Annotated in this window: 19 protein-coding genes and 1 tRNA gene; 7 read left to right on the top strand and 13 right to left on the bottom strand. The window is 69.5% G+C overall.

Translation table 11 applies throughout. From position 1 onward, the window contains the following. The first annotated feature begins 6 nt into the window (after positions 1-6). Together OG933_RS30135 and OG933_RS30130 are read left to right on the top strand one after the other, a co-directional pair. Positions 7-855 (top strand): serine hydrolase domain-containing protein, encoded by an 849-nt coding sequence (locus OG933_RS30135; RefSeq protein WP_405629845.1) that lies wholly within the window; start codon positions 7-9, stop codon positions 853-855. Positions 856-933: 78 nt separating this feature from the next. Beyond that, complete coding sequence (locus OG933_RS30130; protein WP_405629843.1) at positions 934-1,278, top strand: hypothetical protein; 345 nt, start codon at positions 934-936, stop codon at positions 1,276-1,278. Positions 1,279-1,404: 126 nt separating this feature from the next. Here the strand turns inward: OG933_RS30130 and OG933_RS30125 are convergent. After that, positions 1,405-1,479: transfer RNA gene (locus OG933_RS30125), tRNA-Val, on the bottom strand. A gap of 159 nt (positions 1,480-1,638) precedes the next feature. On the opposite strand from OG933_RS30125, the gene OG933_RS30120 reads away from it, so the two are divergent. The 3 genes from OG933_RS30120 to OG933_RS30110 all read left to right on the top strand — a co-directional run bounded on the left by OG933_RS30120 (position 1,639) and on the right by OG933_RS30110 (position 4,465). Next, positions 1,639-2,412, top strand: a complete 774-nt coding sequence (locus tag OG933_RS30120) for a DUF4097 family beta strand repeat-containing protein (RefSeq protein ID WP_362524113.1) — start codon at positions 1,639-1,641, stop codon at positions 2,410-2,412. 74 nt (positions 2,413-2,486) lie between these two features. Then, positions 2,487-3,881 (top strand): hypothetical protein, encoded by a 1,395-nt coding sequence (locus tag OG933_RS30115; RefSeq protein WP_405629840.1) that lies wholly within the window; start codon positions 2,487-2,489, stop codon positions 3,879-3,881. An 80-nt stretch (positions 3,882-3,961) separates the two neighbouring features. Further along, complete coding sequence (locus tag OG933_RS30110; RefSeq protein WP_362524117.1) at positions 3,962-4,465, top strand: DUF4383 domain-containing protein; 504 nt, start codon at positions 3,962-3,964, stop codon at positions 4,463-4,465. Between the two features lie 13 nt (positions 4,466-4,478). Here OG933_RS30110 and OG933_RS30105 read toward each other — a convergent pair whose 3' ends face one another. The 3 genes from OG933_RS30105 to OG933_RS30095 form a co-directional block, all read right to left on the bottom strand. Further along, positions 4,479-5,651, bottom strand: coding sequence for an amidase domain-containing protein (locus OG933_RS30105; RefSeq protein ID WP_405629838.1), 1,173 nt, complete (start codon positions 5,649-5,651; stop codon positions 4,479-4,481). A gap of 98 nt (positions 5,652-5,749) precedes the next feature. Continuing rightward, positions 5,750-7,033, bottom strand: coding sequence for a hypothetical protein (locus tag OG933_RS30100; protein ID WP_020126902.1), 1,284 nt, complete (start codon positions 7,031-7,033; stop codon positions 5,750-5,752). Positions 7,034-7,082: 49 nt separating this feature from the next. Further along, a complete protein-coding gene (locus tag OG933_RS30095) occupies positions 7,083-9,287 on the bottom strand; it encodes a transglycosylase domain-containing protein (RefSeq protein ID WP_362524230.1) in 2,205 nt (734 codons plus the stop codon). A gap of 285 nt (positions 9,288-9,572) precedes the next feature. Between OG933_RS30095 and OG933_RS30090 the strand changes: the two genes are divergently transcribed. Next, positions 9,573-9,791: a zinc ribbon domain-containing protein gene (locus OG933_RS30090; protein ID WP_020126904.1), complete on the top strand. Its 219-nt coding sequence runs from the start codon at positions 9,573-9,575 to the stop codon at positions 9,789-9,791. A gap of 18 nt (positions 9,792-9,809) precedes the next feature. On the opposite strand, the gene OG933_RS30085 is transcribed toward OG933_RS30090, so the two are convergent. From OG933_RS30085 to OG933_RS30075, 3 genes are read right to left on the bottom strand one after another with little or no spacing between them, the layout of a single operon-like run. After that, positions 9,810-10,610, bottom strand: a complete 801-nt coding sequence (locus OG933_RS30085; protein ID WP_362524123.1) for an HAD family hydrolase — start codon at positions 10,608-10,610, stop codon at positions 9,810-9,812. Continuing rightward, the gene (locus OG933_RS30080) at positions 10,610-13,162 is read right to left on the bottom strand and encodes a phosphoribosyltransferase (RefSeq protein WP_362524125.1); all 2,553 of its coding nucleotides are present in this window, start codon (positions 13,160-13,162) and stop codon (positions 10,610-10,612) included. The genes OG933_RS30085 and OG933_RS30080 overlap by 1 nt, the downstream gene beginning before the upstream one ends. Before the next feature lie 26 nt (positions 13,163-13,188). Beyond that, positions 13,189-14,364, bottom strand: a complete 1,176-nt coding sequence (locus tag OG933_RS30075) for an HpcH/HpaI aldolase/citrate lyase family protein (protein ID WP_362524128.1) — start codon at positions 14,362-14,364, stop codon at positions 13,189-13,191. Positions 14,365-14,540: 176 nt separating this feature from the next. Here OG933_RS30075 and OG933_RS30070 point away from each other — a divergent pair, with 176 nt between their 5' ends. Then, positions 14,541-15,284 carry a TerD family protein gene (locus OG933_RS30070; RefSeq protein ID WP_362264876.1) on the top strand — a complete coding sequence of 248 codons (744 nt, stop codon included), beginning with the start codon at positions 14,541-14,543 and terminating at the stop codon, positions 15,282-15,284. Between the two features lie 19 nt (positions 15,285-15,303). Here OG933_RS30070 and OG933_RS30065 read toward each other — a convergent pair whose 3' ends face one another. The 6 genes from OG933_RS30065 to OG933_RS30040 all read right to left on the bottom strand — a co-directional run bounded on the left by OG933_RS30065 (position 15,304) and on the right by OG933_RS30040 (position 19,798). After that, the gene (locus OG933_RS30065; RefSeq protein WP_020126909.1) at positions 15,304-16,041 is read right to left on the bottom strand and encodes a tellurium resistance protein TerA; all 738 of its coding nucleotides are present in this window, start codon (positions 16,039-16,041) and stop codon (positions 15,304-15,306) included. 100 nt (positions 16,042-16,141) lie between these two features. Beyond that, complete coding sequence (locus OG933_RS30060; protein WP_405629832.1) at positions 16,142-17,290, bottom strand: DUF475 domain-containing protein; 1,149 nt, start codon at positions 17,288-17,290, stop codon at positions 16,142-16,144. 74 nt (positions 17,291-17,364) lie between these two features. Next, the gene (locus OG933_RS30055; protein ID WP_020126912.1) at positions 17,365-17,940 is read right to left on the bottom strand and encodes a TerD family protein; all 576 of its coding nucleotides are present in this window, start codon (positions 17,938-17,940) and stop codon (positions 17,365-17,367) included. Positions 17,941-18,060: 120 nt separating this feature from the next. Next, entirely contained in the window at positions 18,061-18,636 is a 576-nt protein-coding gene (locus OG933_RS30050) for a TerD family protein (RefSeq protein WP_362524133.1), read from the bottom strand. Positions 18,637-18,748: 112 nt separating this feature from the next. Next, complete coding sequence (locus OG933_RS30045) at positions 18,749-19,216, bottom strand: peroxiredoxin (RefSeq protein WP_383472419.1); 468 nt, start codon at positions 19,214-19,216, stop codon at positions 18,749-18,751. Positions 19,217-19,360: 144 nt separating this feature from the next. Beyond that, complete coding sequence (locus OG933_RS30040) at positions 19,361-19,798, bottom strand: DUF3052 domain-containing protein (RefSeq protein WP_020126915.1); 438 nt, start codon at positions 19,796-19,798, stop codon at positions 19,361-19,363. Positions 19,799-20,201: the final 403 nt, after the last annotated feature.

The following is a 20,201-nucleotide window of genomic DNA, read 5'->3' as shown; positions in this document are numbered from 1 at the left end:
CCCCTCGTGCGTCGTCGCGTCCCGACCTGCGTCCTCACCCACGCGGACCCGCCCGCCCTCGCCGACGGTCACGCCGTCGACCGTTACGTCGAGATCGGCTCGCTCACCAAGGTCGTCACGGGCACGGCGCTGACCCGGATGGCCGCGGCCGGGGTGCTCGCGCTCGACGACCCGGTCGAGCGCTGGCTGCCCGAAGCCCCCGCGACCGGGATCACCCTCCTGCACCTGGCCCGGCACACCTCCGGCCTCCCCCGGCTGCCGCCAGGCCGCCTCCCGCCCCGGGACCCGTACGCGGCGTTCGACCGCTCCGCGCTGCACGCGCTGCTCCCCGACCTGGACACGCTCGCCACCCGGCCCCCGGGCCAGGAGGAGGAGTACTCCAACCTCGGGTACGCCGTCCTCGGCGCGGCCCTCACCGCCGCGGCCGGGACGACCTACGAGGAACTGGTGACCGCGTACGTGCTGCGTCCGCTGGACGTCACGGAGCTGACCGCACGCCCCGTCCCGGCGCGGCGGCTGCCTGCACCGGGCCTGTTCGGCCGGCCGCGCAGGCCGTGGACGATGGACGGCGCGATGCTCCCGGCGGGCGGGCTGTGGGCCACGCCCCGCGCGGTGGCCGACCTGGTCGTCCGGCTGCTGGTGGAGCGCCGGCTGGGGGACCCCGCGCCCACCTGGGCGACGGCCGGTGCGCTGCGCTGGCACAACGGGGCGACACGCCATGCCTCGCTCTTCACCGGGGCGACGGCAGACGGCAGTTGGGTGGTCGTCCACCGCCTCAACGGCGACCCGGACGGGACGGACCGGCTGGGCCTCACCGTCCTCGAACGGAGCCGGACGGCCACCCGGGACACCTGAGAAACAATCGAACGTACGTTCACACGAACACTCAGAAGGAGCTCGCCACCCAAATTCGAACAGGCGTACCATTGCCGCGTGGCTACGACCTATGACTTTCCCAGCGACCTGCGCGCCGGTCAGGAGGAGCTGCATCAGGTCAGGGCCGAGCTGTCGGCCCTGCTGAAGCGACTTCCCTGGTCGGTCGAGCCCCTGGACGGCTTCAGCGACGACGCGGGCTGGCGCAAGACCGAGCGCCCCGCGTCCCCCGGCTGGACGGCCGACGAGCAGGCCGAGGTGGAGAAGCTCCGGCAGCGGGAGCACGAGCTCGCGGTGTTCGTGACCTGTCACCGCTTCTGGGCGGAGGTCGCGACCCCGGACCGGGTGGCGGCCCGCATGCACCTCAAGCACACCCGGGAAACCCCACCGGGGGACGACGTCTAGACCCCGCCCGGGACGACCCGGACCCGGACCACCGGCACCACCGGCACCACCCGCAGCACCCGCGGCACTCGCACCCAGGGCATGCGAAAGGGCCCCCGGATCTCTCCGGGGGCCCTTTCGCTCACCTGGTGGGCGCGGACGGTTTCGAACCGCCGACATCCTGCTTGTAAGGCAGGCGCTCTACCCCTGAGCTACGCACCCGGGACGAGTCGACAGCCTACATTGCCCGGGGCCGTGCCCCGCAAACCCGTATCCGGGGGTTAGCCCCACCCCGGATCCGGGAGCGTGCCGGATCCTCCTGCGGGCGGCGGCTCCCTAGTGTCGTCAGGGCAACGCCAAGCAGCCCAGGGGGAGATCACCATGGCACGTACGTCACGTTCGGCCCGCGCGTTCCTCGTCACCGGGGCCGTCGTGGCCCTGGCCGCCGGCGCGACCGCCTGCGGCGCCGCCGCCGACGACGACGAGCATCCCGATCACCGGGCCTTCGCCCTGCAGGGCCGCACGCTCACCATCGACTCCGACGACTCGGCGCTCGAGATCGTCGCGTCGGACACGGCCGAGGCGGGCAAGGTCGACGTCACCCGCTGGTTCCAGGGGTCGGTCACCATCGGCAAGGAGCCGAAGGTGACCTGGTCGATGAAGGACGACCGGCTGACGCTGCGGATGCACTGCTCCGGCATGGTGGCCGACTGCTCCGCCAAGCACCGTGTCGAGGTGCCCCGGGGCGTCGCCGTGAAGGTCGCGAGCGACGACGGCAGCGTCCGGGCACGGGGTTTCCGCGACGCGCTGAGCGTGCGCACCGAGGACGGCTCCGTGCACGTCACCGACTCGAGCGGGGCGCTGGAGCTGCGCAGCGACGACGGCTCCGTACGCGCCGAGGTCTCCTCGCGCACGGTGGACGCGCGCACCGCGGACGGCTCGGTCCGCCTGACGCTGTCCGCCGTACCGGACCGGGTGGAGTCCGTGAGCGACGACGGTTCGGTGACGATCTCGCTGCCCGAGGCGACCTACCGGGTGACCGCGAAGACCGACGACGGCGGGGTGGACGTGTCCGTACCGCGCGACGAGTCCAGCACGCACGTCGTGAGCGCCCGCACCGCCGACGGCAAAGTCACTGTCCGGAACGCGAACTAACCGACCCGTGTGTTCGTCCTTAACCGGTGGGAGAATGACACCGGGCAGGGCGGATCACAGCACGGGAGAGGGATGTGACGGCGACACCAGCGCAGCCGTATTCGCCGTTGGTGCCGCGCGCACAGCACCGTCGTGCGCGCCGGGGGCCGCATGTCCTCCGGGACACCCTCGCCCTCGTCGCCCTTCCCCTCGTGGCCGCTCTCGCGCTGCCCGCCGCGTTCGCCGACGGCGGCACCCGGCGCTGGTTCGGCGGGCGGGCGGAGGGACAGCGGGCCGAGGCCCAGGCCGCCAAGGACGCGGCGGCGGCCGCCTTCTACGAGCTGGACACCGCCCAGCGCGACCTGCGGATCTCGATCGAGACGATCAGAGCCGTGGACGACTCGCCGGCCGCCCGGCGCGCCGTCTCCGACTTCGAGGCCGTCGGCAGGCGGATCGACGAGGCCAGCCACCAGTACATCGACGCCGTCGACGCCCATGACCTCGACCGGGACGACCTGGAGGCCTCGGCGGCCGCCCAGGCGCGCACCGAGCTGACCCGCGCCAAGGACGAGCTGGACCGCGTCAAGCAGGAGCTGGACCGGTTCGCCGACGGGCTGGGCCCGCTGCTCGGCAAGGCCGAGACCCAGCTGGCCCGCCTCGCGCCCGCCGTGGAGCGGGCCCGGCAGGCGCTGCTGGCCGCCTCGAACGCGCTGGACGCCGTACGGGAGAGCGGGCTGCGGGCGGACGGGCTCGCGGCGCGGCTGGCGGCGCTGGCGCCCGAGCTGACGAAGCTGAACCAGGGCGCGGGGCAGCACGGCGTGCCGCAGACGCTGGAGCGGGCGGAGCGGGTGGCGCGGGAGGCCGAAGCGGTCCGGGTGGAGGCGGAGCGGCTGCCGGAGCGGGCCGCCGAGATCGACCACCGGCTCGTGTCGCTGCGGACCCGGGCCCAGGCGCTGACGACCCGCTCGGGGCAGGTGGAGCCGATCCTGAGCGAGCTGCGGCGGCGGTTCTCGGCCGCCTGCTGGCAGGACCTCCAGCACGTCCCCGACCAGGCCGGGGAGCACGTCCGGCAGGCCGAGGCGAAGCTCGCGGAGGCGCGCGTCGCGCGGGACGCGCAGCGCTGGCCGGACGCCACCGCGCTGCTGTCGACGGTGCGCGCCCTGCTGAACAGTACCGACGAGGCGGTCTCGGCCGCCGGTGAGCGGCTGACCAGGCTGAACGCCGTGCAGAAGGATCCGCAGGCGGAAATCGACCGGACCCGGTTCGCGATCCGGGACGCCCAGCGGCTGGCGATGGCGGGGCGCAACACCCCCGATCCCCGGCACGCGCGCCCGCTGGACGACTCGGTGGCCCGGCTGGAGCGGGCGATCGGCACGCTGGAGGGCCGGCACCCCGACTACTGGCACTTCCTGACCGAGACGGAGGCCGTCCGTCGGGCGGTGGCGGATGTGGTGTCCGGGATCCGTGAGGAGCGCGGCACGGGGCACTGACATTGCCGCGGGCGCCCGGCGGGCGGATATTGAAGGTACGTACGGCCTCCATCGGCGCATCCACCCTCAGGGAGGCGGAGATGGCCACACACGCAGTGCACGACCGGTCCAGGCGGCGCATCAGGTTCGACGAGCACCTGCCCGTCGACCACCGTCTGAACCTGGTCTACCGGATCGGCGCCGGGCTGATGGGCCTGGGTCTGATCGCCTTCGGGATCTTCGGCATCGTCGACAACATCGGCTTCTTCGACACCGGCGGGGACGAGGTGTGGAGCCTCAACACCAACGGCGCGCTCAGCTGGCTGTCGGTCGGCGTCGGGCTGCTGCTGCTCGTGGGCATGGTGATCGGCGGGAACTTCGCGTCCACGCTGAACATGACCCTCGGTGTCCTGTTCGTCGTGAGCGGCTTCCTGAACATGGCCCTGCTGGAGACGGACTACAACTTCCTGGCCTTCGAGATCCAGAACTGCATGCTCAGCTTCGTGATCGGGATCCTGCTGCTCGTCTTCGGGATGTACGGCAGGGTGGGGTCCGCCCTGCCGCACGACAACCCGTACTGGCGGGCCCGCCACCCCGAGGAGTGACGGGCCGGCCGGATCAGGTGCGGTAGGCGTAGAAGTACGCGGTCGGGTACGACGAGACGAGGCTCGCCACCGACCGGCGCAGGGTGTTGTTCGAGTGGTAGGTCACGTACGGCACGCCGCCGCTCTTGGCGGTGACGATCATCGTGTGGTCCTTGGACCCGTCGCGGTCGAAGTCCATCTGGAGGACGTCGCCGACCTCGAGCTGGTAGACGTTGGCGAGCGCGGTGGTGCGCTTGGAGTTCTGGGCGAACCAGGACCACTCGTTGACGCCGACGAACGAGTCCGACTGGATGTCGGCGTTGCCGAACCACCTGGTGTAGTCGTACACGTAGCCGGGGACGTGCTTCCAGCCGCCCGCCTTCAGGGACTGGCTGACGAAGTTGGTGCAGTCGCCGCCGGCGCCGTGGCCGTTGTAGTCCGGATAGTCCTTGTTGTAGACGTTCCAGTACTTCTCGGCGTAGGTCGCCATCGCCTTGTAGTCATAGGCGGTGCCGGTCTTCGGGACGGCGGCCGGGTTGCGGGTGGTGGCGGCACGCGCGGCGTTCGGCATGGTGTCGTCGGCCGTCGTGGCCGTCTTGACGGACACCGGCTTGGTGAGCGCGTTGACCGCGAGACCGCCCTGGTCGGTGTCGCGGATGTCCGTCAGCTGCCAGTTGCCCTGCCGGTCGGCCTTGAACGTCAGTTCGTGGTGGGCCTCGAAGCCGGTGCTCTTCGGCTCGTTGCCGCGGACCTGCTCGTAGGTCAGCGTCGTGCTCTCGGTGACCGCGGCCTTGGCGGTACGGCCGGTCACGCGCGTGGCGTTCAGGGTGACGGTGGTGCTGGCCTTGCTGTACTTCTCGCCGGCCTTCGCCAGCTTGTCCTTGCGGTCGCCCAGCGTGGACAGGGCGGCGTCCTCGGTGCGGGCCGTGCCGGAGGACAGCTTGACGTCACCGGAGAAGCCGTCGGTCAGCGGCTTCGTCCGGTCGCCCTGCTTGCCTGCGACCAGGGCGTCGGTACGGTCGGTGAAGACCGCGTCCGCCAGCCGCTGGAAGGTGGCCTTCGTCCGGGCGTCGACCTTGGGGTCGTCGACGACGGCGGCACCGGCGGACCAGTTGGGCAGCAGAGCCACTCCGGCGACGACCGAGGTGGCGGCTGCCCCGAGTATCGCGACGCGGCGGCGAGTCGCGCTCAATTTCCTTGACTTCACGGATGTTTCCCCTCTTGCCCCGGCGGAGGGATGCCGGGAAGGGCATCTTTGCATGGCGTGTGTGGCCGTTGTGAAGAGGGGACTCGGTTGAGGTTTGGTTACTTCACGACGGTCGACCAGTCCGGGTTCTGCGCCGGATCCAGGGTGCGCAGCCGCTCGAGCGTCGCCGGCGTCTGCACGTCCATCCAGTCGGCCAACTCCTGGAAGGACACGCACTTGACGTCCTTCTTGGTGCACACGTTCTCGATGACCTGGTCGACGGACTTCATGTAGATGCCGCCGTTCCACTCCTCGAAGTGGTTGCCGATGAACAGGGGGGCCCGGCTGCCGTAGTACACGCGGTTGAAGCCGGCCATGTAGGCGTCGACGGTCTCCTGCTCCCAGGTCGGGTACTGGGCCGCGTCGCCGTCGACCTCGCCGTCGGACTGGTTGTAGAGGAAGTTGAAGTCCATGGACAGGCCCTGGTACTTGCCGCCGTCGTAGGGGAGCAGCTGGAGCGGGAAGTCCCAGATGCCGTTCTTCTTCGTCGGCCAGATCTGGAAGTCACCGGTGGAGCTGGCGTCGTAGCGCCAGCCGTAGCTCTTGGCGGCCTTCAGCAGGTTCGCCTGGCCCTCCAGGCAGGGCGCGCGGCCGCCGACGACCGCCTTCTTGAAGTCGAAGGGCAGCGGGTCGATGTCCGTGTAGCCGGTGTTGGTCTTCCAGTTCTCCACGAAGGAGTAGAACTGGTCGATCTCGCTCTTCCACTCCTCGACGCTCCAGTCGCCGCCGCCCTTGGCGCCGCAGAAGTGGCCGTTGAAGTGGGTGCCGATCTCGTTCCCCTCCTTCCACGCCTCGCCGAGCTGCTCCAGCGTGGTGCGGATGTGCTCGTCGGTGGGGAAGCTGATGGCCGCCGTGCCCTTGGGGTGCTGGGGCGGGGAGTACAGGTCCTTCTTGCTCTTGGGCAGCAGGTAGATGCCGGTGAGGAAGAAGGTCATGTGGGCGTTGTACTCCTCGGCCATCTTCCGGTAGTGCTCGAAGAGACCGTCGTCGCCCATGAGCGCGCCGTCCCAGGAGAAGACCACGAACTGGGGCGGCTTCTCCCCCGGCTTGAGCGGAACCGCTTTCAGCTGCCCGGTCTGCGGTCCGGTGTACGAGGTGGAGCCGTCCCCCAGGACCTTCGTCTTGCCGTCCCACTCCGGCTCCTTGGTGGCCCCCGCCGACGCCTTCTTGTTCTCCCCCGAGGACGCGGTCGGCGCGGTGTTCGTCGTGCGGTTGAGCACCAGGTAGCCGGCCACCAGGGACGCGACGACGAGGAGCGCCGCCAGCGTCAGGAACCCCGGATGCGTGGTGGCGGGGTGGCGCGTTGCCGGAGCCTTGCGGCGGCGGCCCGACGGTGACTTCATGTGCGGATCATTCTCCGGATTTCGGGGATGCGGGTGCCCGTCTCGGTGGTCAGCCGAGCGGGCTCATGGCACCTGACCAGATGCCGTAGGGAACGCTGTCGTCGGTCGTGCCGGCGATGCCCTTCAGTGGAAGCGGTTGGAGGCTCTTGCTCAGGTCGATGCGGTAGACGACGACCGCCGTGGACACGGCCTTGGCCGTGCCGACGTACCAGGCGGCGGTGTCGTCCTGGGTGGTGCCGGCCTTCCCGGCCACCTGGCCGAGCGAGCCGGACCGGGCGGCGTTCCCCTGCGAGGCGGGCACGTCGTCCGGGTGGGCGGTGCTGAAGGAGTCCGCGAGCGCGGAGTTGACCTCCTCGGCCACGTCGGCGCCGAAGGCGCGGTCGACGGCCGGGGTGTCCAGGACGAGCTTGGTGCCGTTCTTGGTGATCAGGCGCACCGAGTACGGCTCGGTGTGCTTGCCGCCCGCGGCGAAGGTGGAGTAGCCGCTCGCCATGCGGATCGCGCTGGGCGTGGAGCTGCCCATGGACAGCGCGGGCACCTGCGCCCCGATGCTGGAGGAGAGCAGCCCGGACTTCTCGGCGGTGGTGCGCACCACGTCGAGGCCGGCGTCCATGCCGAGCTGCATGAAGGGTGTGTTCACCGACAGCTCCATCGCCCGGTGCAGGGAGATCTGCCCGTACGACTCGCCGTCGTCGTTCTTGGCGGCCACCATCTTGCCGCTGCGGTCCCAGTAGGGCCCCTCGGGCGTCTTCACCGGCACCTTGTCGTCGCCGTCGTACAGCGTCTCCCCGGTGACCGGTGTGGTGTCCCCGTCGCGGGTCTTGTGGATCCCGTTCTCCAGGCCGGCGGCGTACACGAACGGCAGGAACGCGCTGCCGGCCGAGACGGTGGTGGCGTTGGACTCGTTGTAGCCCTGCGTACGGTGGTCCGGGCCGCCGTAGACGGCGAGGATCCGCCCGTCGGAGGCCACCGAGGAGGCGCCGTAGTGGGCGGTCTTCGCGTTCTTCGGGTCGTCCTTCAGGGCGTCCTTGCGGGCCTTGGTGACGGCGTCGGTGAGCTGGGTCTCGCGCTTCTTGTCGAAGGTCGTGTAGATCTGGTAGCCGCCGAGGTCGAAGTCCTTGTCGGAGATCTTCCCGGCCTTCTTGGCGTACTGGGAGGCGAGTTCCACCAGGTAGTCGGTCTGCTCACCGGTGTCGTACAGCGGGTTGGACTTGAGCGGCTCGGGGAACTTCGTGTACTTGGCGCGCTCGGCCTTCGACAGTTTGCCGATGTCGACCATCCGGTCCAGGGTCCACGACCAGCGCTCCACGGCCCGGGCGCGGTTGGCGGAGTTCAGGGTCGGGTCGTACAGGCCGGCGCCCTTGAGCAGGGAGGCGAGGAACGCGGCCTCGCTGGCGTTGAGTTCGCCGACGTCCTTGCCGTAGTAGGCCTGGGCGGCGCGCTGGATGCCGTAGGTGCCGCGGCCGAACCAGCTGGTGTTGAGGTAGCCCTCGAGGATGTCGTCCTTGCTCATCTGGTTGTCGAGCTTGAGGGAGATCATGGCCTCGGTGAACTTGCGGCTCACCGTCTGGTTCTGGTTCAGGTAGACGTTCTTGACGTACTGCTGGGTGATCGTGGAGCCACCCTGCGTGTCGCCCTGGCCGATGGTGCGGAACAGGGCGCGGCTGATGCCCTTGAAGGAGATGCCGGGGTCGCTGTAGAAGCTGGCGTTCTCGGCGGCCAGCACCGCCCAGCGGACGTCCTCGGGGATGTCCTTCAGCGGCATCGCCTGCCGCTGCACCCAGCCGGTGCGGGCCATCGGCGTCCCGTCGGCCCAGAAGTACACGTTGTCCTGCTGGGTGGCGTACGAGTTGATGTTGTCCGGGATGTCGGTGGCCGCGTAGGCGACGACCAGGAGCATGCCGCTCAGGCCTATGGACGTGAGGACGCCGCCGAGGCACTGCCGCCAGGAGGGTATCCAGCGCCGCCAGTCGGTACGGCCCGGGCGCGGGTACTGCGGGCGGAGCTTGCGGGCGTAGGGCGTGACACGAGCCACATACGGGGCCAGTACGGCGAGGAGCGGGGCGAGCCGGGGACCCAGAAACGAAGAAATTCGTACAAAGAGGGAAGGGCGTGGAGCTTTTCTCCGGTTTTTCGAAGAACGCGGCTTTCCTTCGTCGTCACCCTCGGACATTTCAGGCATCGCCGGTATATCCGATACCCGCAGCTGCATGGTCTCGTCCGCCCGGAAAGACGGTGGAACCTTCAACTGCATGGTTTCGTCAGGCTGTTGGGGCTTGTCCCCCTGCCCCGCCTCGCTCACGACGCGTCTCCCTCCGCACTCCGTATTGCTCGCAGGCAGACGTACAGACTTACGAGGGCCTGACATGGTTGCCGTTGACGCGGCCGCAAACCTTGAACCCTCCCGACCTTGGAGTTCAACGCGGCGCTCTCAAATTACCAGCGCTCTTCGCAAATTCTCCACAGAAGAAATCGACAGAAGTGAACAGAGCCGAAACTGCTGACACCAGGTCCGAGCATAGGGGCTTAGTCTGACGCCATGCCTCGCTACGAGTACCGCTGCCGGACCTGCGGCGACACCTTCGAACTGAGCCGCCCGATGGCCCGGTCCGCCGACCCCGCCGACTGCCCCGCGGGCCACGACGACACCGTCAAACTGCTCTCCACGGTGGCCGTGGGCGGCACGAAGTCCGCCCCCGCGCCCAAGGCGGGCGGCGGGGGCGGCGGCGGATGCTGCGGCGGCGGTTGCTGCGGCTGACCGCCGCCCGGCGAATTCTCAGGAGTTCTTCAGGAACTCCCGCAGGATGCGCTCCCCGGCCAGCACGCCCCGCTCGGGCAGGGCGGTGATCGCCGGGGCCGTCCAGGCGGCCTCGGCCAGCTCGCCGTGCCCGGGACGCCAGCCCCGGTCGGCGACCAGCAGCAGGTCGGCGTCGAGCAGCGAGTCGCCCGCCGCCAGCGTCAGTTCCGCGCCGGTGCGGCGGGCCACCTCGCGCACGGCCGCGCTCTTGGTCAGCGGCTTCGGCACGGCGTAGATCTTGCGGCCCTGGAGCGACACGGTCCAGCCGCGGTTCTCCGCCCAGGCCGCCAGCTCCTTCACCCACTCCTCGGGCAGCAGCTCGCGCTCCACGACGAGATAGGCGAACAGGTCCTCGGCGACCCGCTGCTTGCGCAGCCAGAACGGGTCCGCCGTCTTCGCCAGGTACTCCTCCACCTCCGCGAGCGGCGCGCACTCTTCGGCCAGCCTGGCCAGCACGCGTCCGTGCCAGTCCTGGTCCGTCGCGCCGTCGACCAGCAGATGGCCGCCGTTCGCGCAGATCGCGTACTTCGGCGCCGGGCCCGGCAGGTTGATGCGCTGGTACTGCTTGCGCGTCCGGGTGGTCGTCGGCACGAACACCGCCCGGTCGCCCAGGTCGGTCAGCAGCTGCGCCGACGTCTCCGTCATGAACGACAGCGGCCTGGCCTCGTGCACCTCCACGCACAGCAGCCGCGGCGCCCGCGCGTCCGGCATGGTCAGCGCCAGGGCGGCCGCCGAGTAGATGAGCGTACGGTCGAGATCGCTCGCCACCAGAACCGGCATCAGACCGTCACCGCCTTGCCGTCGGCACCGGTCGCGCCCCGGGTGAACTGCGGGTGGATCAGCCCCACGCAGGTGTACGGCAGGTCGCCGACCTCCTCGACGGGCACCCCTCGCTGTCCGGCGAGCAGCCGTACGTGGTCCAGGTCGGCGCCCGCGCCGGCCCGCGCCAGGATCTTCCACGGCACCCGGCGCAGCAGCACCCGGGTGGTCTCGCCGACCCCCGGCTTGACCAGGTTCACATCGTGGATGCCGTACTCCTCGCTGATCCGCTCGACGGCCCGCCAGCCCTCCCAGCTCGGCGTGCGGTCACTGGCCAGCAGCTCCTTCACCGCGCCGCCGACCGCGTCCGCGACCTCGGGGAAGCGGGCGGCGACGGCGTCCAGGAAGGCCACCGAGACGTCGGTGCCGGCGAGCTCGCGGTAGAACTTCGCGCCGTGGAAGTCGTTCGGCCCGACCAGGTCGGCCCGCAGCACGGTCCGCGAGATGAGCCCCGAGACGGTCGAGTTGAGGCAGGCGGACGGGATCAGGAAGTCGTCGCGGGTGCCGTACGTCCGCACGCACGAGCCCGGGTCGGCCAGCACCGCGATCTCCGCGTCGAAGCCGGCCGCACCGCCGCCCGCCTCGAACTCCTCGATCGCCGCGGCCAGTTCCCGGGTGATCGCGCCCTTGCCGGTCCAGCCGTCGACGAACACCACGTCACGCGGGTCGTGGTGGGCGGCCAGCCAGCGCAGCGCGTTGGCGTCGATGCCCCGGCCGCGCACGATCGACACGGCGTAGTGCGGCAGGTCGAGGCCGTGCCGGAACTGCGCCCAGCGGCGCATCAGCACACCGACCGGGGTGCCGGCCCGGGCGAGCGAGACGAGCACGGGCCGGGGGGAGCGCTCGGCGATCACCGTCTCCGTGACCACGCCCACGGCCTGCGCGATCCGCGCCGCCGACGTCTCCAGCGCCGCGTGGAACAGCTCCTGGTACTGCTCGCTGGGCTGGTACTCGACGGGCAGCGACTCGGCGTAGTGCGCGCCGCCGCTCTGGATGGCCTCCTCCCGCTCCTCGGTCGGCGCCTCCAGCGTCACGTCCGAGAGGTCCTGGAGCAGCCAGCCGACCTCCTCGGGCGGGTACGAGGAGAAGGCGGGGCCGCGGAGGGGCTCGGGCAGCATGGCGGGTCTCTCTTCCGACAAGGCGGCTGCGTACAGCGGCTCGGGGACGTACGACGGCACGACCGCGAGGACGACGTGCGGGGTGTGCGCGGCGAGCTGGGACAGGAGACCGTCGGGAGCGTGCAGCTCCCGGGTGTCGGCCACGGAGTCCACGACGGCGACGACGGCGTCGAAGCCACTGCCCGCGACGTTATAGGCATAACGCTCGCCGGGGCCGTCGGCCGGGTCGTCGTGCGCGGGGAAAACGATTCGGCTGCGTATCGCGTAGCCGGGGTCGTCGACGGCGAGGACGGGCGAGCGGGTGGTGGTCGAGTAGCGCACCTCGGCGGCCACCACCTGCTCCAGCTCGCGGGCCAGCCTGAGCGGCGCGTACATCAGCTCCTCGAAACCGAGGACGAGGACGCGTGAGGCGTCCTCGGGTATCGCCTCGGCGAGACGGGCCGTCATGGCGGGGAGGGCGGTCTCCAGCCGGGCCCGGTGCTTGGGTGTGAACCCGTGCCGACCGCCGTCGGGGAGGCCGCGGGGCCAGTGCAGGTCCACACGGGTTGTGCGGCCGCGGGGCCGCGTCTGCCCGGTGCGGTCGTCTTCCGGGTGCGGGTCCGTCGAAGCTTGTCGCGCGGTTCCCCGCGCACCCGCAGCCGACCGATCACCGCTCGCGACACCCGCAGCCTCGTAGCGGGCGACCAGCTCCTGGCCCTTCTCCAGCACTCCCGCAGGGAGCCGTACCGTCCCCGAGGCGGCGGTGACCAGGTCGACACGGGCGCCGATCTCGCGGGCGAAGTCGTCCAGACGGCCCGCGTCCGCCGCCGACCGCATGTCGACGAGGGCGACGACGACGTAGCGCCGCCGCGGATAGCGCTCGTGCAGGGCCCGGATGGTGTTCAGGACCGTGTTGCCGGTGGAGAACTCGTCGTCGACCAGGACCAGCGGCCCGTCCCCGACCAGCAGCGCCGGGTCCTCCGGCAGCAGCAGGTGCGAGGTCGCGTGCGAGTGGGACTCCTCGAAGCCGCCCGCCTGGGCCACCCCGGCGACCGGGCGGCGGGTGGAGTGCAGGTAGGGGGCGGTGCCGAGGCCGTCGGCGACCGCGTGGCCGAGGCCGGTGGCGGTCTCCGCGTAGCCGAGGACGACCGCCTCGGCCGTCTCCTCGGCGCCGAGCAGCTCACGCACCCGGCGGCCGAGGGCGAACCCGTGGCCGTGCACCACGGACGGCGACTGCGGGACGTGCTTGCCCAGGACGTTGGAGACCAGCAGATGCGCCCGCTTGGGGTTGCGGCGCAGGGCCAGCCCCAGCAGGCCCGTCAGCGCGTCGTCGCCCACCAGCTCGACACCGAGCCGCTCGGCGACCCACGTCCCGGACCAGATCCCGTCGTCCCCGTTGTTCACTGCGTTGTTCATGCGTCCCTTGTGAGTGAGGTGGTTCTTCAGCCGGGTATTCCGGCGGCGAGCAGGTCGACGAAGCTGACGTCCTCGTGCGCGACACCGAAGACCTCGGCGCGGAGCATGGTGCGCTCGGCCCAGGCGCGGTGCGGCTTCACCTCGTTCATCTTGTTCGTGTACTGCGACCGCAGCACACCCCCGCCGCCGCGTTCCGGCCGCAGGATGTCCGCCGCGTCGCTGTACTCCTCGTGACTGACGACGGACAGCGCGTGCACGGCCGGCACATGCGAGGGGTGGATGCAGGTCTTGCCCAGCAGACCGTTGGCGTGATCCAGGGAGATCTCGCGCAGCAGCCCGTCCATCGCGTGCTCTATCAGCTTCTCGCGCAGCTCGACGGCCTGCCCCTCCAGGAAGGGACTGTGCCGCAACATCGGCTTGAACATGCGCTCGGGAACCCGGAAGTACTCCCACACCGGACCGGTCACCGTGAACCCGGTGCCGTCGGCCCGGCCCAGCATGTTCACCACGTCGGCGATCACCGAGGCGACGATCTGGACGTCGTAGGCGGTCATGTCGGGCGCTCTGCGCAGCCCGTACGAGGAGCAGAAGTCCGTCACGCCGAGGCGCAGCGCGAGGACCCGGCTGCGGTACTTGTCGACGGCGCGGGCGATGCCCTCCAGGGCGTCCACCCGCGACTCGCGGTACATCAGCTCGGGCGTCTCCAGGACGGGCATGCCGAACAGCCGCCGTCCGCTCGCCGTCTCGGCGCCCGCCAGCGCCTCCAGGAAGGGGATGCCCCGCTCCTCGGTGAACTTGGGGAAGACGAACCCGCTGAGCAGCCCCACGGTGGACCCGAGCCGCCGGACCAGGTCGGGGATCTGCTCGGGCGTCCGCACCCGGATGAAGAGCAGCGGCAGCTCCGCGCCCTCCGTGGCCCTGCGCCCGGCCAGATCGGCGAACTGCCGGACCAGGTTCTCCTCACCGGCCTCGACGTCCTCGTCTCCGATGGAGTCCTCCAGGCACAGCACCATCGACACCACGCCGCGCCCGGTCTGCTTGACGATGTCGTCCGCCAGCCGGGGCCGGGTGGCCGGGCTGTACAGCGTGGCGCCCAGGGCCGCGGAGAGCAGCCTGGCCGGCGAGTCGGTGTCGAAGACGCACGGCTCCCGGTAGAAGAGGCGCTGTCGCACCTCAGGGGCGAGGTGCCCGAAATGACGCATAAATCTCCCCCGTGGTGCAAGGTAACTCTGTGGATTCGGTATGAGGTGGCCGGTAATAGTACGTAGGGATCCATGTCAGAGGTTCCCACCCGGCATGAATTTCAGGTAACTCGCGGATGAGACTTGCCGTGTACCCCGCGTTGTCGTGAGCAGGCCCGAGAAGGCAGGATGACCGCATGACGCACGCGATGCTGAAGGGGTCGAACGTCCCGCTGAAAGCCACCACGGTACGCGCCGTGCTGCGCTGGACCCCCGGGCAGGGGGTCCCGGACGTCGACGCCTCGGCGCTGCTCCTCGGCCTCGACGGCCGTGTGCGCTCCGACGAGGACTTCGTGTTCTACAACCAGCCCCGGCACCCTTCCGGGAAGGTGTGGCGGCTCGGCAAGAAGCGCGTCGCCGAGGGCCTCACGGACACCATCCAGACAGATCTGTCCGGTGTCGAGTCCGGCGTCGGCCAGATTCTGCTGGTCGCTTCGGCGGACGGCGTGACGTTCGACCGCGTACGTTCCCTCACCATCGTGCTGTACGACGCGGCAGCCGACGGCGAGCCGCTGGCCACGTTCGACATCCGCCCCGAGACGGGCGAGGAGACGGCGCTGATCTGCGGCGAGCTGTACCGGCGCGGCGAGGGCTGGAAGTTCCGCGCCCTGGGCGAGGGCTACTCCAACGGTCTCAAGGGCCTGGCCACCGACTTCGGCATCTCGGTGGACGAGTCGGAGGAGGCAGCGGCCGCGGCTCCCGAACCGGCCCCGCAGACTCCCAGCCTCTCCCAGCCCCTGCCGCCCGAGCAGCCGACCTCGGCCGTCCCCCAGCAGCAGCCGGCGTACGGCTACCCGGCCAGTCTGCCGACCTACGGCTACGGCTATCCGGACGGCTCCTTCCGGCTCCCCCCGCAGGGCCCTCAGTTCGTCGGACGGTGAGCCGCCGGGGGTTCGGGCGCTACTTCTCGGCCTTCGTCTTGTAGCCCCGGCCCCACGTCAGTCCCCAGCCGTACAGGCGATCCAGTTCCGCCTGGAACCCGTAGACGAACCGCACCTCACGCCGCACCATGAGCTCGTCCTTCACGTTCTCGATCATCACCACCGCGCAGGACCGGGCCTGCGGGTGCCGTTCGTCGAGGCCTATCTCGATCCGCGGCCCGTTGCTCGGGTACAGCGTGACGATCGCGTGCGTACGGTCGAACGCCGGCGTCTGGTCGTAGATGTAGACGAAGACGAGCAGGCGCTTGATCTGTTCCCGGTGGTCGAGGTTGACGTACATCGTCTCGCCGGACGCCGACCCGAACCGGTCGTCCCCGCTCAGCTTCACGTACGGTGCCGCGTTCACGTCCCCCAGCAGGCCGCCCAGCGGCTGTACGACCCCCTTCGTCCCGTCGGCCAGCTCGTACAGGCAGCCGAGGTCGAGGTCGACGTTCACCATGCTCTGGCTGTGTCCGACGACCTCCGGGGGCCGCAGCGCCTTGAAGGGGTGCCGCAGCAGGCTCTCCCGCTGCGGTCCGCCGATGTCGGACGTCCGCATCCGCCAGGTCAGGTTGACGCGCAGGTTGCCGGTCGCGGCACCCTGTTTGGTCAGGGAGACCTGATGATGCCGCTTGGTCAGTTCGATCGCGTTGGTGGCCGCGTTGCCCGAGTCGAAATCGGCGGCCCGGCTGCCCAGGAGCCCGTCGAAGATGCCCATTCCCGCCCCCACGTCCACTGATGAAAACCGGCGGGGCGGCCGGTGGAGGACTCGTCCTCACCGGCCGCCCCGCTCAGAGCGTTCCTCGCTCGAAAGGTGATCACACCCCGGACGAGACCTCAGTCTTCTCGTCCGAGCCCTGGGCTTTTCCCTCGGCCGCCGCCAATGCGCGGTTGCGGCGCACGGAGGACAGGAACGACCACCCGATCAGGACGACACCGACGAGGCCGGTGATGACCTCGTTGATCTGGTACTGGATGGTGACCATGAGGATCACGGCGAGGGCGCCGATCGCGTAGTGCGCGCCGTGCTCGAGGTAGACGTAGTCGTCGAGGGTGCCCTGGCGGACCAGGTACACGGTCAGCGAACGGACGTACATCGCGCCGATGCCCAGACCCAGCGCCATCAGCACGATGTCGTTGGTGATGGCGAAGGCGCCGATCACGCCGTCGAAGGAGAAGGACGCGTCGAGGACCTCGAGGTAGAGGAACATGAAGAACGCGGCCTGACCGGCCAGGACGACCGGCGACCGCTTCTTGCCGGTGCGCGCGGCCTCTTCCTCCTCCTCGTGCTCGCGTTCCTCCTCTTCCTCGAGCTTGTCCTCGAAGTAGCCGGAGAGCCCGCCGACGACCATGTACGTGATCAGACCGGCGATGCCGGAGATCAGCACCGTCTCCGCCTTGTCGGCGTGCGCGCCGCCGTGCTGGTGGGCGTGGGCCGCGAAGGTGAAGGAGGTGATCAGCAGGACGATCAGCGCGATGCAGACCGACAGCATGTCGACCTTGCCGAGCTTGGCCAGCGGGCGCTCGATCCAGCGCAGCCACTGGATGTCACGGTCCTCGAAGATGAAGTCCAGGAAGATCATCAGCAGGAACATGCCACCGAAGGCCGCGATCGACGGGTGGGCGTCGGTGACCAGCTGCTGGTACTGGTCCTTGTCGTTGAGCGCGAGGTCGACGGCGTCGATCGGGCCGATCTTGGCGCTGATGGCGACGATCACGACGGGGAAGACCAGCCGCATGCCGAAGACGGCGATGAGAACACCGATCGTGAGGAAGATTTTCTGCCAGAAGGCACTCATCTTCTTCAGGATCCCGGCGTTGACCACCGCGTTGTCGAAGGACAGCGAGATCTCGAGGACGGAGAGGATCGCCACGATGCCGAAGGCCTCCCACCCCCCGTAGAAGACCGCTGCGACCAGGCCGAGCGCGGTGACCGCGAACGACCAGCCGAAGGTTTTCAGAAGCACTGGCTACCCAATCGTGTCTGGGGGTCCCCCCAAGCGAAGCTTGGGGGTGGTTCTCCCCCGCGCCGTACTCGGTTTTACGAAACGTTGACTCCGAAGTCTAGAGCGATGCCCCGCAACCCCGACGCGTACCCCTGCCCCACCGCCCTGAACTTCCATTCGCCCTGGTAGCGATAGAGCTCGCCGAAGATCATCGCGGTCTCCGTGCTCGCGTCCTCGCTGAGGTCGTAGCGGGCGAGTTCCTGTCCGTCGGCCTGGTTGACGACACGGATGAAGGCGTTGGAGACCTGGCCGAAGGTCTGCCCCCGCTCGTCGGCCATGTGGATGGAGACCGGGAAGACGATCTTGTCGCACTGGGGTGGCACCTTGGAGAGGTCCACCAGGAGCGACTCGTCGTCGCCTTCGCCCTCACCGGTGAGGTTGTCGCCGGTGTGCTCCACCGAGCCGTCCGGGCTCTTGAGCTGGTTGTAGAAGACGAACCACTCGTCCCCCATCACCCGCCCGCTGTTGCACAGCAGCGCACTGGCGTCGAGGTCGAAGGGGGCTCCGGTGGTGGAGCGCGCGTCCCAACCGAGTCCGATCATCACCTGAGTGAGGTTCGGCGCGGCCTTGGACAGGGAGACATTGCCTCCCTTGGCGAGCGTGACGCCCATGATTGCTGGTCCTCCCCTAGGTGGTGCTCAGGTGCTTCCTCTTCGGTTGTCCTGCACGTCCGGCGCCGCCCGTAAACGGTGCGGCGCCGGACGGTCGGACCTTCGGTTGCTGCGGGTGGCTCAGACGTTGACGCCGAAGTCCTGCGCGATACCGCGCAGACCCGACGCGTAGCCCTGTCCGATGGCCCGGAACTTCCACTCCGCACCGTGCCGGTACAGCTCACCGAAGACCATCGCGGTCTCGGTCGACGCGTCCTCGCTGAGGTCGTAGCGGGCGATCTCGGCGCCGCCGGCCTGGTTCACGACGCGGATGAACGCGTTGCGGACCTGACCGAAGGACTGCTGCCGGTTCTCGGCGTCGTAGATCGACACCGGGAAGACGATCTTCTCGATCTCGGCCGGGACCCCGGCGAGGTTGACCTTGATCGCCTCGTCGTCGCCCTCGCCCTCACCGGTGGTGTTGTCACCGGTGTGCTCGACCGAGCCGTCGGGGCTCTTGAGGTTGTTGAAGAACACGAAATTGGCGTCGCTGCCGACCTTGCCGGAGCTGTCCAGCAGCAGTGCGCTGGCGTCCAGGTCGAAGTCGGTGCCGGTCGTGGTGCGGACGTCCCACCCCAGACCGACGATGACCGCGGTCAGGCCCGGGGCCTCCTTGGTCAGCGATACGTTGCCGCCCTTGCTGAGGCTGACTCCCACAAGTCCTCCATTGGTGTCCTGGGGCGGGGAGCCCCTGGTACGTCGGATATCGGATCAACGAGTCGATCCTAGTGACGGGTTCCCGCCCCACGCAGGCCCTGGAGCCGAAGAATCACAGGGTGTCGAGCGCGGCGACGTACTCGCCGAGGTCCCGGGCGTCCGGCAGCGCGTTGACGACGGTCCAGCGCACCAGGCCCTCCTTGTCGATGACGAAGGTGCCGCGCACCGCGCAGCCCTTGTCCTCGGCGAAGACGCCGTAGGCGCGGCTGACCTCACCGTGCGGCCAGAAGTCGCTGAGCAGCGGGTACTCCAGGCCCTCCTGCTCGGCGAAGACGCGCAGGGTGTGGATGGAGTCGTTGGAGACGGCGAGCACCTGGGTGTCCCGGTCGGCGAACTTCGGCAGGTTGTCGCGCACCTCGCACAGCTCGCCGGTGCACACGCCGGTGAAGGCGAAGGGGTAGAAGAGCAGGACGACGTTCTTGGGGTTCTCGCCCCCGCGGAAGTCGGAGAGCTTCACGGCCCGGCCGTGGTTGTCCTTGAGCTCGAAGTCGGGGGCCTTGTCGCCGACCTGGATCGCCATCGCCTGGTTGTCCCTTCGGTGGGGCTGTCTGGGTGAGTCCACCCTACGCAGCGACCACCGAAGGCCGCCGGACGGGCTGAGTACGAGGACCCAGCCCGCCCGGCGTCACTTCACAGCACTTCTTCGGACGTCACTCCCTGGACGTCACTTCTTGGACTTCGCGGCCTTGGGCGTCACCAGCCGGCTGCCGCTCCAGTCCTTGCCCACGCTGACGCTCTTGCTGGCCGACAGACCCGCAGTCGTCGAGGCTTCGGAGATGTCGCTCGGCTCCACGTATCCCGTACGGCCGGTCTTCGGCGTCAGGAGGAGGATCGACCCGCCTTCTTCGATGTACGTGGTGGCGTCCACCAGCGCATCCGTCAGGTCTCCGTCATCGTCGCGGAACCAGAGCACCACGGCGTCGGCGACGTCGTCGTAGTCCTCGTCCACCAGATCGCTGCCGATGACTTCCTCAATGGACTCGCGGAGCTCCTGGTCGACGTCGTCGTCGTAGCCGATCTCCTGGACCACCTGCTCGGGCTGGAAACCCAGCCTGACGGCAGGGCTGGTCCGCTCCTCCGCGTGGTCCGCGGTCGCGCTCACGGGTTGCCTCCTGATCATGTTTTGGGGAATTACTCAGCCACGCGCGTGCGCGAAGCATTGGCCGTAGTCCACACGGACGGGACGGATCGCGCAAGTACCCGGCGGTTCGGACCGCCGAAACGGTGACGATCCTGGCCGTGTCGACGCAACTCCAGGCACGCGATTCGGACGGATGGTGACGTACACCACACCTATCTGCCCTGTTTGCGTATTTGAGAACCATCCAAGGGTACGAGATTCGAACGAGTGCCGGTTACCTCGGGGTAGAGATGACGTTTGCGGCCCCTAGGTACACGATGGGGGCGGTGCAGGCACTGGAGAGTGAGCGAGACACCCCGCGAGGCACCCGCGAGGCGCGAACGAGAAACACCGTCCCACCCAGCCCTCTGACAGGTAAGGAACA

The organism is Streptomyces sp. NBC_00016, assembly GCF_045040885.1.
GTDB classification, from domain to species: Bacteria; Actinomycetota; Actinomycetes; order Streptomycetales; family Streptomycetaceae; genus Streptomyces; species Streptomyces coriariae.
This window is presented reverse-complemented; position numbering and strand designations above follow the sequence as displayed.

Coding starts and splice junctions, on each gene's coding strand:
- OG933_RS30055 (WP_020126912.1), bottom strand. CDS start 17,940: ATGGGCGTCACGCTCGCCAAGGGAGGCAATGTCTCCCTGTCCAAGGCC.
- OG933_RS30080 (WP_362524125.1), bottom strand. CDS start 13,162: ATGAACAACGCAGTGAACAACGGGGACGACGGGATCTGGTCCGGGACG.
- OG933_RS30065 (WP_020126909.1), bottom strand. CDS start 16,041: ATGGGCATCTTCGACGGGCTCCTGGGCAGCCGGGCCGCCGATTTCGAC.
- OG933_RS30070 (WP_362264876.1), top strand. CDS start 14,541: ATGACGCACGCGATGCTGAAGGGGTCGAACGTCCCGCTGAAAGCCACC.
- OG933_RS30110 (WP_362524117.1), top strand. CDS start 3,962: ATGGCCACACACGCAGTGCACGACCGGTCCAGGCGGCGCATCAGGTTC.
- OG933_RS30045 (WP_383472419.1), bottom strand. CDS start 19,216: ATGGCGATCCAGGTCGGCGACAAGGCCCCCGACTTCGAGCTCAAGGAC.
- OG933_RS30100 (WP_020126902.1), bottom strand. CDS start 7,033: ATGAAGTCACCGTCGGGCCGCCGCCGCAAGGCTCCGGCAACGCGCCAC.
- OG933_RS30120 (WP_362524113.1), top strand. CDS start 1,639: ATGGCACGTACGTCACGTTCGGCCCGCGCGTTCCTCGTCACCGGGGCC.
- OG933_RS30090 (WP_020126904.1), top strand. CDS start 9,573: ATGCCTCGCTACGAGTACCGCTGCCGGACCTGCGGCGACACCTTCGAA.
- OG933_RS30085 (WP_362524123.1), bottom strand. CDS start 10,610: ATGCCGGTTCTGGTGGCGAGCGATCTCGACCGTACGCTCATCTACTCG.
- OG933_RS30075 (WP_362524128.1), bottom strand. CDS start 14,364: ATGCGTCATTTCGGGCACCTCGCCCCTGAGGTGCGACAGCGCCTCTTC.
- OG933_RS30095 (WP_362524230.1), bottom strand. CDS start 9,287: ATGCAGTTGAAGGTTCCACCGTCTTTCCGGGCGGACGAGACCATGCAG.